The 9,910-nt window shown below is 48.1% G+C and carries 7 protein-coding genes and 1 CRISPR repeat array; of the genes, 2 read left to right on the plus strand and 5 right to left on the minus strand.

Going from position 1 to position 9,910, the window contains the following annotated elements:
• Positions 1-276: 276 nt before the first annotated feature.
• From QUA56_RS21420 to QUA56_RS21440, 5 genes are all read right to left on the minus strand, one after another.
• Positions 277-1,485 carry a 30S ribosomal protein S1 gene (locus QUA56_RS21420; protein ID WP_333361256.1) on the minus strand — a complete coding sequence of 403 codons (1,209 nt, stop codon included), beginning with the start codon at positions 1,483-1,485 and terminating at the stop codon, positions 277-279.
• Positions 1,486-2,295: 810 nt separating this feature from the next.
• Positions 2,296-2,850, minus strand: coding sequence for a transcriptional regulator NrdR (gene nrdR / locus QUA56_RS21425; RefSeq protein ID WP_333361258.1), 555 nt, complete (start codon positions 2,848-2,850; stop codon positions 2,296-2,298).
• Positions 2,851-3,079: 229 nt separating this feature from the next.
• Positions 3,080-3,175, minus strand: coding sequence for a photosystem II reaction center protein T (locus QUA56_RS21430; protein WP_083622085.1), 96 nt, complete (start codon positions 3,173-3,175; stop codon positions 3,080-3,082).
• A 143-nt stretch (positions 3,176-3,318) separates the two neighbouring features.
• Positions 3,319-4,848, minus strand: coding sequence for a photosystem II chlorophyll-binding protein CP47 (psbB, locus tag QUA56_RS21435; protein ID WP_333361260.1), 1,530 nt, complete (start codon positions 4,846-4,848; stop codon positions 3,319-3,321).
• A 198-nt stretch (positions 4,849-5,046) separates the two neighbouring features.
• Positions 5,047-5,376, minus strand: coding sequence for a hypothetical protein (locus QUA56_RS21440; RefSeq protein ID WP_333361355.1), 330 nt, complete (start codon positions 5,374-5,376; stop codon positions 5,047-5,049).
• A gap of 349 nt (positions 5,377-5,725) precedes the next feature.
• Between QUA56_RS21440 and QUA56_RS21445 the strand changes: the two genes are divergently transcribed.
• The gene (locus QUA56_RS21445) at positions 5,726-6,079 is read left to right on the plus strand and encodes a transcriptional regulator (RefSeq protein ID WP_333361262.1); all 354 of its coding nucleotides are present in this window, start codon (positions 5,726-5,728) and stop codon (positions 6,077-6,079) included.
• A 76-nt stretch (positions 6,080-6,155) separates the two neighbouring features.
• Positions 6,156-8,072: a tRNA uridine-5-carboxymethylaminomethyl(34) synthesis enzyme MnmG gene (mnmG, locus tag QUA56_RS21450; RefSeq protein ID WP_333361264.1), complete on the plus strand. Its 1,917-nt coding sequence runs from the start codon at positions 6,156-6,158 to the stop codon at positions 8,070-8,072.
• 92 nt (positions 8,073-8,164) lie between these two features.
• Positions 8,165-9,842: a CRISPR direct-repeat array (repeat unit 37 nt; unit sequence GTTTCAGTCCCGTTGCCGGGATTCTATTAGTTGAAAG).
• The last annotated feature ends 68 nt before the right edge of the window (positions 9,843-9,910 follow it).

Raw genomic sequence — 9,910 nt, forward strand, 5'->3', positions numbered from 1 at the left:
TCACGCAAGCTACATAAGCACAATTAAGAGGGCTAGAGCATCGACTACGTACCTCACTTACTTGAGAACCGCTATATTAATTCAAAGAGCGATCGCTTATCCCAATTATTAACAGCGAACCGTAGGGACACGGCATTGTCGTGTCCCTACTTTTCAATTGTCGTGTCCCTACTTTTGGGAATTGGTATTAATTGGTAATTGATGATTGGTAATTGGGACGTTTAAGGCAAAAAAAAAGAGGGAAATTTCCCTCTTTTAGAAACAGTGACTGCGATGTTATTCTACCGTCGCAGGAGGGATTTCTTCCTCTACTACATCTAATACTGCTTCAGGTGCTGCTGCTTCAGGTGCTGCTGCTTCAGGTGCTGCTGCTTCAGGTGCTGCTGCTTCAGGTGCCGCTGCTTCAGGTGCTGCTGCTTCAGGTGCTGCTGCTTCGGGTGCTGCTGCTTCGGGTGCTGCTGCTTCGGGTGCTACTTCTGGCAGATCCTCTTCCATTGCTGAGGGCACGTCTTCGAGTATTTCGTCGGAGAGTTCATCATCAACATCGATCGAATCTACAGGAATGTCTATGCCTGCTTTAGCTTGCTTTTGAGCGAGCATTTTCTCCCGGAACTTAGCTGCCATTTCCTCAGCTTTTTCGTACACCAATTCGCGATTTTTGACCATCGCGCCCGGTTCCGGTTCCAACTGCTTGGTGGAGAGAGAAATCCGGCCCCTCTCAGCATCCAAGTCAATGATCATCACTTTCACTTCGTCGTTGACATTGAAGACGCTGTGAGGCGTATCGATGTGATCGTGCGAAATTTCCGAGATGTGCAGCAAGCCGCTGACGCCGCCGATGTCGATAAAGGCACCGTAAGGCTTGATACCGCGTACTGTACCGATGACCACTTCCCCAACTTCGAGGCGGTTCATCTTGCGCTCGACTAAGGCGCGACGGTGGCTCAATACTAGGCGGTTGCGGTCTTCGTCTACCTCTAAGAATTTTAATGGTAATTCTTCGGCGACTAATTCTTCCTTCGGTTTGCGGGTGCTGATGTGAGAACCGGGAATAAAGCCTCGCAAGCCTTCTATTCTCACGAGTGCGCCGCCGCGGTTGGTGGCAAATACTTGCGATCGTACTGTGGCATCTTCTGCTTGCAGTTGTCGCACTCTTTCCCAGGCCCGCATATACTCGATGCGCCGGATGGACAGGGTTAATTGTCCGTCTTCATTTTCATCGGTGAGGATGAAAAATTCTCTGGTTTCGTTTGATTGCAATACCTCTTCTGGGCTTTCCACTCGATTGATGGACATTTCCTGAATGGGAATGTACGCTGCTGTTTTAGCACCGATATCAATCAGAGCGCCCCTGGGTTCTATACTAAAAACTGTACCCGCTACTACATCGCCCGGGCTAAAGTGATAGTCATATTTATCAAGTAGGGCTGCAAAATCTTCGTGAGTAAAGCCGATGTCTTTGACTGTGGTTTTGAGATTGACCATGCGAATAGTTTCCTAGGATTTCTCTCCTTCATGTTTTTCGTTTGTGCCGGCAGATATTAGAGATTTTGGTGAAAAAGCGGTTAACTTCTTTCAAAATCTTTTACTAAAGTCAGTTTTTGCTAACTTTTTCCCTGTGCAATTGCACATCCGGGCTTGCCACTGCTATTACTTGAAACTGTACGTTAAAATGTTTAATCTTAACATTCAGAGTCCATTGACACTCTCAGGTCTAAAGAAACTGAGATTCTTCATTGAACGAGCCGAGGCCGCTTGCGACAGGATTTCTCCTGTTTAAGTAGAGGTCGGTTTTTCCAGAAGCCTAAATTCCGGTATGTCTTACCGTATTTAATTAGTTCTTCACCTGTAGTTAGGTTTTGTTCAAATGCGAGCTTTCCTAAACTGCAACACCTCTCGGTGTGACGGATCGCTTAACCGATCGAGTTAAGTTTTTACGTTGTTTAGTTATACTCTATTTTAGACCGATGACGATCATAGCACACCTGGCACAAAGACCCAGAAAAAAGAACAGGGCACTCTTCGTTCCTTGAGAGCTTCGGCGAGCTGCCGATCCGTCGCTTGGAATCCGGGGCTTAAACGGACAGGGTTTTCAATCTCCCCAAATATTTCTATAACTTACCCGACCCAAAAACGGATACCAGTCTGCGACTCCTGTCGTGGAGAGATCGAAATTTTAGACTCTTGTTCAAGCTCGCAGATTTATCTGTGGAGTAAATCTAAAATCTAAAATCTTAAATCTAAAATCTAAAATCGACTTACCAGCCTGCTGCTTTTAAATTAATTTAAGCGAGTTTAGCTGGGTGTAGCACAGGATGCGGGGCTTTCTCGATCGACTGCATCCGGCTGCGAATCTGCGTCAAAATCTGGCTTAGTTTCTGGATCTCCAGTTTCGCTGAGCGGATTCTGAAGGTGATTTAGAGTATCTACAAAGTCTCGGATGCCTCGAAATTGGCGGTATACGGAGGCGAAACGGACGTAAGCTACTTCGCTGAGCGGCCGCAGGTGCAACAGCACCAGTTCCCCAATTTCAGAGCTGGCGAGTTCTCGGAGCGATCGACCTTGGAGTTGGGCCTCGATTTCTTCTGCCAGGGTTTCGAGATGCCCGGAAGACAAACCGGTTTTTTCGCAGGCCCGAATCAGTCCCCTGACTAATTTTGACCTGTCAAAAGATTCGCGCTTGCCGTCCCGCTTGATCACCGTAATCGGCACAAATTCTATGCGTTCGTAAGTTGTGAAGCGGTGCTGGCAGTTCAAACACTCGCGCCGCCGACGGATGCTTTGACCGGATTCGGCTGAGCGCGATTCGAGAACGCGGCTATTTGTGTGTTGGCAGGAGGAACAGCGCATGATTGCTGATTTTAACAGGCATTGCCAGCAAATTGCCATTCATCTAACAGCGCGGGGTTTGATGAATGGCTGGACTAGAAAAATGACTTAGCAAACAGCGGTGAAATAGTCCCGCACCAAATTCGATCTTCCAAATTCGATCGCGCAGCCCTCGAAGAGGATCGCTATGATGCGGGCACACGGCAGTCCGGTTCAGGATATTGTGGACTTGCTGCAGGCGTATAGCTAATTATTTGCCAATCCGGGGAGGTTCCCGAAAGGCGATCGCAAAAAATAGTACGCCTAAGGCTAAAGCCAGAATCAAAATGTAAGCAACACTTTCCATGTTAAATTTTCCCTATCTTCCCTTGCCGTATTATTTTATCTTAATTGCTGGTTTTATTCTTAACTAAAAAAACCCGGTTTCTTGAAGAAACCGGGTTTTTGTGCACCGGGGAAGTTTCTCGCCTACCCGGAGGCTGGAGAAATCTAGATAGATTCTTCTCTTCTTGTGGTCAAGTCGCCCACCTTTTGGAACAGGCCCCACTCGACTTGTTCTTCCAGGTCGGACTCAACTCCAGCAAACACGTCGCGGAAAATAGTCCGAGAACCGTGCCAGATATGGCCGAAGAAGAACAGCAAAGCAAAGCAAGTGTGTCCGAAAGTGAACCAACCGCGAGTCGAAGTGCGGTAAACCCCGTCAGAATTCAAGGTTTCGCGATCGAAATCAAATACTTCACCCTTTTGGGCAGCGCGAGCAAACTTCTTAACATCTAGAGGATTATTAAAGGTTTGACCGTCAAGTTCGCCGCCGTAGAAGCTGACGGTAACTCCGCTTTGTTCAAAGCTGTATTTTGACTCAGCACGGCGGAAGGGGATGTCAGCGCGAACGACCCCATCTTTGTCCGTCAAAATCACTGGGAAAGTTTCAAAGAAGTTGGGGAGGCGGCGAACCGACAATTCCCGACCTTCGCTGTCAGTAAATACCGGATGGCCCAGCCAAGATTTAGCAATACCGTCGCCATTAACCATCGCGCCGGCGCGGAACAAACCGCCTTTAGCTGGAGAGTTGCCCACGTAGTCGTAGAAAGCCAATTTTTCTGGAATTTGCTCGTAAGCCGATTGGATGCTAGCGCCGGAGGCCAAACTAGCTTGAGCTCGGCGATCGATTTCTTGTTGGAAATAGTTTCCGTCCCACTGATAGCGAGTCGGGCCAAAAAGTTCGATCGGAGTAGCAGCAGAACCGTACCACATCGTACCCGCAACCACAAAAGCTGCAAAGAACACGGCAGCGATACTGCTAGAAAGTACAGTTTCGATATTCCCCATCCGCAGGGCTTTGTAAAGCCGTTCGGGGGGCCGCACTGTCAAGTGAAACAAACCGGCAATTACGCCGACTACGCCCGCTGCAATGTGGTGAGCGACGATGCCGCCCGGATTGAACGGATCGAAGCCTTCAGGGCCCCAAGCAGGCGCCACTGGCTGGACGTGACCGGTCAGGCCGTAGGGGTCGGACACCCACATTCCCGGGCCGAAAAGTCCAGAAAGGTGAAATGCGCCGAAGCCGAAGCAGAGCAAGCCGGAGAGGAACAGGTGAATGCCAAACATTTTTGGCAAGTCGAGGGCTGGTTCGCCGGTGCGAGAGTCTCTGAAAAGTTCTAAGTCCCAAAATACCCAGTGCCAGACTGCTGCTAAGAACAGCAGGCCCGAGAGGATGATGTGAGCGACGGCGACGCCTTCAAAAGACCAGAAGCCCGGATCGACGTTACCTTCGCCGGTGATGCTCCAACCGCCCCAAGAGCCAGTTACTCCCAAGCGGGTCATGAAGGGGAGCACGAACATCCCTTGACGCCACATCGGGTTCAGAACAGGGTCTGTGGGGTCAAAAACTGCTAGTTCATAAAGGGCCATTGAGCCGGCCCAACCTGCCACGAGGGCGGTGTGCATTAAGTGTACAGAAATCAATCGGCCTGGGTCATTTAAGACGACTGTGTGTACGCGATACCAGGGTAGTCCCATTGACTGCGGTTCTCCAAGGTGTAAGTGATGATGTCTATTTTGACGGCAAAGTCAGATTCTGAATCCCGAGCAGTTACCTGCGGGCTTTAAATTTTGCTTTTTGCCGAATGCCCTCTACCTTTCAAGGTGGAAGCATAAAAATGAAAGTTATTTAAAGAAGTGTATCGAGTGTTAGAACCGATTGCAATATGTTCGACATTACATTAGTTGCGCGTGGCCCGTTTCGCAGCGGGCGGCGATCGTCCCGAGGCGTTCGAGGACTTGCTCGGCATCGATGAGTCTGGTCAGCACGACGTTGCCGATGTTTTTGGCAGGATCGTTATTGTCTGCGAGGTCTGTGGGTTTAACTTCTACCATGAGTACGGCGTCTTCTACGCGGTAGAGCCACATTTTTTCGTTGCGATCGCAAAGACAGAGGTTGAGCTGTTGGATGTCCGGCGATCGCCTCCAGGCGGCGTGAGTCCACTCGCCGCCGACTCCCCAGACGCGCCCGACTTTCCAGCCGTCGGATAAGAAAAAATATTTCATTTGTTGTGTACGCTTGTTGAGATTTTTTTGTTTAACATAGCGCAAAACAGGAAAAGTACCGACTGATTGAACCGCTTCGAGGTGCGAAGGGTGCAGATAAATATTGTTATTCGATCGACTATTGCCTATAATTATGCTATGTAAGGCATAATCGATCCAAATGACATGGAACATTGAGTTTCACTTTGATTTTTACTCAGAGTTTACCGAATTCCCCACTGATGTCAGATTAGAGCTTTTAGCAAAACTCACACTGGTAGTAGTGAGAAGCGATTTTACAAGCAACTAATTAAGATAGCCGATAGTAGATTTGCCGGCCATTTGAATAAGTTAATGGAGCCAGAAACAGATGACAATTAGCCTGAAGACTATTATGGAGAATTTGCCTCCCGAACAACAAGCAATAGTCGAAAAGCGATCGGTTGAATTAATGGCTGAAGAAATGACCTTGCAAGACTTACGAAAAGCAAGGAAATTTACTCAGATTCGCATGGCAGAATTATTAAATATGCGTCAAGAAAATGTCTCGCGACTCGAACGCCGTGCGGATTTGTTGGTATCTACTTTGCAAAGTTATATCGCGGCAATGGGTGGGGAGTTGTCATTTGTCGTAGAATTCAAAGATCGACCCCCCGTAAAAATTACTGGATTAACATCGATGTTGGAAGAAAGCAGCTACACTAATGGAGAGGAAGAGTTTTAATTGACGCAACTAAAACCTAATTTTGCCAGATGTCTATTATTCAATCTAAAATCTAAAATCTAAAATCTAAAATCGAATGACCGCACAAACACCAGTACAATTCCAAGACAGTTTCGACATCATCGTAGTTGGTGGCGGACACTCCGGCTGCGAAGCCGCCCTCGCCACTTCTCGCCTCGGCTGTCGCACCCTTCTCCTCACCCTCAACCTCGACAAAATTGCGTGGCAACCTTGCAATCCGGCTGTCGGCGGCCCGGCTAAAACCCAACTTACTAACGAAGTTGATGCGTTAGGCGGGGAAATTGGCAAAATGGCCGATCGCACTTATTTGCAAAAGCGCGTCCTCAACGCTTCGAGAGGCCCCGCAGTTTGGGCGCTCAGAGCACAAACCGACAAGCGGGAATACGCCGCTGTGATGAATAATATTGTTGAAAATCAAGAGAATTTGACCATCCGCGAAGCGATGGTTACAGACTTAGTTTTGGGCAAAAACGAAGAAGTTATCGGAGTCGAAACATACTTCGGCGTCGCCTTTGAATGCAAAGCTGTAATTCTGACCACAGGCACTTTTTTGGGCGGCACAATTTGGGTAGGGAACAAGTCAATGCCCGCCGGACGCGCCGGAGAATTTGCCGCCGTTGGTTTGACGGAAACTCTCAACCGTTTGGGCTTTGAAACTGGCAGGTTGAAAACTGGAACTCCGGCAAGAGTAGACAAACGTACTCTCGATTACACCAACCTGGAACCGCAGCCGGGAGATGCAGAGGTTCGCTGGTTTAGTTTCGATCCAGAAGTTTGGGTCGAACGGGAACAAATGCCTTGTTATTTGACTCGAACTACGCCAGCAACTCATCAATTAATTAGAGACAATTTGCACCTTTCTCCAGTCTACGGCGGCTGGGTTGATGCGAAGGGGCCGCGCTATTGTCCGAGTATTGAAGATAAGATTGTGCGGTTTGCGGATAAGGAAAGTCACCAAATTTTTATTGAACCGGAAGGGAGAGATATTCCTGAACTTTACATTCAAGGTTTTTCGACTGGTTTACCGGAAAGTTTGCAATTGCAAATGCTGCGGACTCTTCCTGGTTTGGAAAAGTGCGAGATGATGCGTCCGGCTTATGCTGTTGAGTACGATTATTTGCCTGCAACTCAGTGCTTTCCAACGCTGATGACGAAGAAGATTGAAGGGCTGTTTTGCGCGGGTCAGGTGAACGGTACGACTGGATATGAGGAGGCGGCCGCACAGGGGATTGTGGCGGGGATTAATGCGGCTAGGTTTGCGAAAAATCAGGAGATGATTGTGTTTCCTCGCGAGCAAAGTTATATCGGGACTTTGATTGATGATTTGTGTACGAAGGATTTGCGGGAACCTTACCGGATGTTGACTTCGCGATCGGAATACCGGCTATTATTGCGATCGGACAATGCGGATCAACGCTTGACGACCCTGGGACGGGAAATTGGTTTGATTGGCGATCGGCGCTGGGAGTTGTTCGATCGCAAACAAGCTAATATTGTGGCAGAGAAGGAACGCTTGTACTCGACGCGGGTCAAAGAACACGAGGAAGTTGGCAAGGCAATTTTTGCCGACACCCAACAAGCGATTAAAGGTTCAATAACTCTGGCTGATTTGCTGCGCCGTCCTGGTTTTCATTATGTTGATTTGGAACGCTACAATTTAGGCAATTCTAGTCTGAAGTTGGCTGAGAAAGATGGTGCAGAAATTGACATCAAATATTCCGGCTACTTGCAAAGACAGCAAAATCAAATTGATGACATTGCCAAACACGAACGCCGACAATTGCCTGCAGATTTGGATTATATGGCAATTACAACTCTCTCGAAAGAGTCGCGGGAAAAGTTGGCTAAGGTGAAACCGCTGACTATTGGCCAAGCGGCGAGAATTGGCGGGGTGAATCCGGCTGATGTTAATGCTTTGTTGATTTTTCTGGAAGTGCGAAACCGTCAACAGCCGGCTGGTGTGGGAAAATAATTTGATGTTCTTGCTTTCGACTACGCTCAACCAGCGGGAGATGCGTGGGCTGAGCGTAGTCGAAGCCGGAATCTAGTTCACTCAACCACCGGGTTTCAGTCCCGTTGCCGGGATTCTATTAGTTGAAAGCAAATATGAATCCTTAGTTGCTGGGTTGATAAAGATTGGTTTCAGTCCCGTTGCCGGGATTCTATTAGTTGAAAGTTCTGTCCAAGGTAACTTTTCTCCATTCTCAAGCCCACAGTTGTGTTTCAGTCCCGTTGCCGGGATTCTATTAGTTGAAAGCCTAGCAAACTGACACATAGGACACTGCCTAACTCGAGTTTCAGTCCCGTTGCCGGGATTCTATTAGTTGAAAGCCCAGCGATTACAGCGGAAGCGGTTACGACCGGGGAGTTTCAGTCCCGTTGCCGGGATTCTATTAGTTGAAAGCCAGGTGGCAGCACGGTTCTTTGATGGCTGAACCAGTTTGGGTTTCAGTCCCGTTGCCGGGATTCTATTAGTTGAAAGCATTGGCGGAGAGGGAAAACCTGACCATCAGGAGCAAGGTTTCAGTCCCGTTGCCGGGATTCTATTAGTTGAAAGTTCCGAACTGGTCTTGTGATTATTGCAGGTATTTGTTTCAGTCCCGTTGCCGGGATTCTATTAGTTGAAAGTGGAGCGAGAGCGCTTGCCAGGGGATAAAAAGAAAAAGTTTCAGTCCCGTTGCCGGGATTCTATTAGTTGAAAGCCTTGCCCTGTATATCTTTCAGCGTTATGTACATGTTTCAGTCCCGTTGCCGGGATTCTATTAGTTGAAAGCAGCGCGATCGGGGTTGCTAACGGCATTGCACCTCTAGATAAGTTTCAGTCCCGTTGCCGGGATTCTATTAGTTGAAAGAAGCAAGCAGTTAACCGTTAAAGACTGGGCGGTATTGTTTCAGTCCCGTTGCCGGGATTCTATTAGTTGAAAGCTTCGGGCTAGACCGCTATTAACGGTTTTTGGGCAGGGTTTCAGTCCCGTTGCCGGGATTCTATTAGTTGAAAGCACGCACATCCGCATCAAAAACCCCGCAAGTGTCAAGTTTCAGTCCCGTTGCCGGGATTCTATTAGTTGAAAGCGGTTGACTTACTGGATCGGCAACGGCTGCCAGTTACGTTTCAGTCCCGTTGCCGGGATTCTATTAGTTGAAAGTTGCGATAGGCGATAACTGAGGCGATCGGCGGACAGTGGTTTCAGTCCCGTTGCCGGGATTCTATTAGTTGAAAGTAGATCAACTAGCCAGCCCACAAGTATCAAGAGAAAAGTTTCAGTCCCGTTGCCGGGATTCTATTAGTTGAAAGTGCGGCCGGCGGACTTTTTGGCAGCAGCCCAAAAAAGTTTCAGTCCCGTTGCCGGGATTCTATTAGTTGAAAGTTAGTTTTTGGTGCTTCCGTGCCTTATCCTTCTAGAGCGTTTCAGTCCCGTTGCCGGGATTCTATTAGTTGAAAGTTTAGCCGAATTGTTTTGTTGGCTCAATAAAAAATTGTTTCAGTCCCGTTGCCGGGATTCTATTAGTTGAAAGCACCGCAGCCAGGAGGTATTAACCCCAAAGGATTAGAGTTTCAGTCCCGTTGCCGGGATTCTATTAGTTGAAAGACTACCCGAATATCAAATTTATCGCCAACTGGAACTGTTTCAGTCCCGTTGCCGGGATTCTATTAGTTGAAAGTTCTTGCTGATATGACAATTCCGCGCCAGGTTGTTAACTATCGTTTCAGTCCCGTTGCCGGGATTCTATTAGTTGAAAGATTACTACAGGAGTTATCTACTGTAATGGAGTCTGGTTTCAGTCCCGTTGCCGGGATTCTATTAGTTG

It is taken from the genome of Microcoleus sp. N3A4 (assembly GCF_036701805.1).
In the GTDB taxonomy this organism is placed as follows: domain Bacteria; phylum Cyanobacteriota; class Cyanobacteriia; order Cyanobacteriales; family Microcoleaceae; genus Microcoleus.

Excerpts from the sequence above, each read along its gene's own strand:
- QUA56_RS21420 (WP_333361256.1), bottom strand. The coding sequence starts at position 1,485 with ATGGTCAATCTCAAAACCACAGTCAAAGACATCGGCTTTACTCACGAA.
- nrdR (WP_333361258.1), bottom strand. The coding sequence starts at position 2,850 with ATGCGCTGTTCCTCCTGCCAACACACAAATAGCCGCGTTCTCGAATCG.
- QUA56_RS21430 (WP_083622085.1), bottom strand. The coding sequence starts at position 3,175 with ATGGAAAGTGTTGCTTACATTTTGATTCTGGCTTTAGCCTTAGGCGTA.
- psbB (WP_333361260.1), bottom strand. The coding sequence starts at position 4,848 with ATGGGACTACCCTGGTATCGCGTACACACAGTCGTCTTAAATGACCCA.
- QUA56_RS21440 (WP_333361355.1), bottom strand. The coding sequence starts at position 5,376 with ATGAAATATTTTTTCTTATCCGACGGCTGGAAAGTCGGGCGCGTCTGG.
- QUA56_RS21445 (WP_333361262.1), top strand. The coding sequence starts at position 5,726 with ATGACAATTAGCCTGAAGACTATTATGGAGAATTTGCCTCCCGAACAA.
- mnmG (WP_333361264.1), top strand. The coding sequence starts at position 6,156 with ATGACCGCACAAACACCAGTACAATTCCAAGACAGTTTCGACATCATC.